Source organism: Moorena sp. SIO2C4, from assembly GCF_010672485.1.
GTDB lineage: Bacteria > Cyanobacteriota > Cyanobacteriia > Cyanobacteriales > Coleofasciculaceae > Moorena > Moorena producens.
Window position 1 is genome coordinate 1 of sequence record NZ_JAAHGN010001251.1, and the last position, 1,983, is coordinate 1,983.

Sequence of the window (1,983 nt, forward strand, 5' to 3'; positions counted from 1 at the left end):
TCTCGCTAGTTAAGCTTTTGAGACAACAAACCTCAATAAATTAAGTTTCAAATAACAGTTAAGGAGGAATTTGAGTAAGATGGATTACAACGATCAGATGAATGCCCAAAGAGGAGAAACGTTTCGCTTGTCAGGGGCCTATGAACAGGCGATCAAGATTTTTAAAGAGCTCCAAAGTAAGTATCCAGACAATGCTTGGGTCAATGCCCACCTAGGAACAACTTACTACCAGTTGATGAATTATGATCAAGCAGAAAAGTACTTAAATACAGCCATCGAAAAGAATGATAAGTATCTCTGGGCTCATGCACAGCTAGGTGAAACCTATCGTCTGCGGGCAATTGTGGAAAATCGGAAAAAGGAATATGTTGACTCAGCTATAAAACATTTCCAAACAGCCCTTGATAATCAAGAACCAACAAACAGCAACTATGCGTGGGCATTAGCTCACTTGGGAGCAACCTACCGCCTGAAGATGTTTAAGATTTCACAAAAAGTAAAAGAAGAATTAAACAAAGAATTAGAAAAAGGCCATGTGGAATTTCTGAAAAAAATAATAATAGATGAAGACAGTAAAAACAATGCATTGGCTTGTCTTAACAGAGCGATTGAACTTATCCCCACCTATACCTGGGCTTGGGGTATGCGAGCAACAGTTTACAGATTGGTTCAAGAATACGAGGATTCACACTGGGATTTATCAGTAGAGATAGTAATAGCTCCGGAATCTCAGGTTTTACAGTTCTCTCCTTCTCCTGTCCCATTCTTAGAAAGCAGGAGGCTAGATCTTTATGAACATGCATTGCTATGTTTTTATTTAACGAAGATAAAAGACGAAGATAAGAAAGAGAGATACTACGGTAGAGCGATCGCTTATGCCCAAAAAGCCTTGATGGTTCAGCCAGGTGACTTGATTGCTTACCTAATCCTCACCGTAATTGAAGCTCAGCAAAATAAAGAAAAATTAGAAGATATTAATGATGATATTATCGAAAAATTTAACACATTCATTAAAAACGCCAAGTTACCGTTTTCTGAAGTCTGTCAAACTGTATTGCGATATCAAATTAGTGCTAATAAATTTACTACAAATCAAATAAAAGCTATAATAGAATATGATAATGCTTATGAACATCCATTAACAAAGCTTGTTCTGAACGATGTGATAAATAACCCTCATATAGATTCTATAGATTCTGCTGAAGAGTGTGAGGAGGCACAATTATGGCTATGGAAAAACTTTGCCCTGACGGAAACATGTAGCAATGTTCTTTTCTTGCTTAGTGATTTAAGTGTTCTTCTGGAGGAAGACAGTATTATTGGTACCGCGAACCTTTATCGAGACATTGGCTTTCGAATCAATTCTTACTACACAATAGAAAGGGTTTTTCAAACTCCAGTACTTTCGGATATAGAGCGTTCACAAATAATAAAGAAAGCAATCACAAAATATTTTTCAATGTTCTTGAATCCTGACAAAGATTGAGTTTATAAGTGCTGATTATTCGGCTCTAAAATAGAATTGCTATAGCAATTTAATCGGTGCCTTAAACAAGCGCTGAAACTCTTAATTAAAGAGAATCGACTGGGTAAAAAAAATAAGCGACAATTAGCTGGCATTTTTCACTGGTAACTACGTTAAAGATTGGTAGGATATCTCATGAGTAAACTATTTAATTTATTAACAGATTTGGCCCTTGACCCCAACAAACAAAGTGTTTTTATCAATAACCCCAGTTCCGTAATGGACGAGGTGGGTTTATCTGAAGTAGAGCAGACTGCAATGATCAGCAAAGAACCTGCTAAAATTGCAGCCTTCTTTGCAAACGAACAAGCCCCGCTTGCTATTACCTGCGCCGATCCCGGTCCCGATCCCTTGCCAGATCCAGACCCTTTTCCCATACCAGATCCAGAGCCTTCTCCATCAGAAGAATCCACACCTAACTTTAACTAGAATTTGGTGTAGAAAAGTTTCATCAAGCA

2 protein-coding genes are annotated in these 1,983 nt (G+C 37.6%); both read left to right on the forward strand.

From position 1 onward, the window contains the following. Positions 1–79: 79 nt before the first annotated feature. The gene (locus F6K20_RS36230; protein WP_008185121.1) at positions 80–1,486 is read left to right on the forward strand and encodes a tetratricopeptide repeat protein; all 1,407 of its coding nucleotides are present in this window, start codon (positions 80–82) and stop codon (positions 1,484–1,486) included. A 174-nt stretch (positions 1,487–1,660) separates the two neighbouring features. Next, on the forward strand, positions 1,661–1,954 hold the full coding sequence (locus F6K20_RS36235; protein WP_008185119.1) for a hypothetical protein: 294 nt from the start codon (positions 1,661–1,663) through the stop codon (positions 1,952–1,954). Positions 1,955–1,983 lie beyond the last annotated feature (29 nt).

Bases quoted from the DNA above. Each gene is read 5' to 3' on its own strand.
- F6K20_RS36235 (WP_008185119.1), top strand. From the start codon at position 1,661: ATGAGTAAACTATTTAATTTATTAACAGATTTGGCCCTTGACCCCAAC.
- F6K20_RS36230 (WP_008185121.1), top strand. From the start codon at position 80: ATGGATTACAACGATCAGATGAATGCCCAAAGAGGAGAAACGTTTCGC.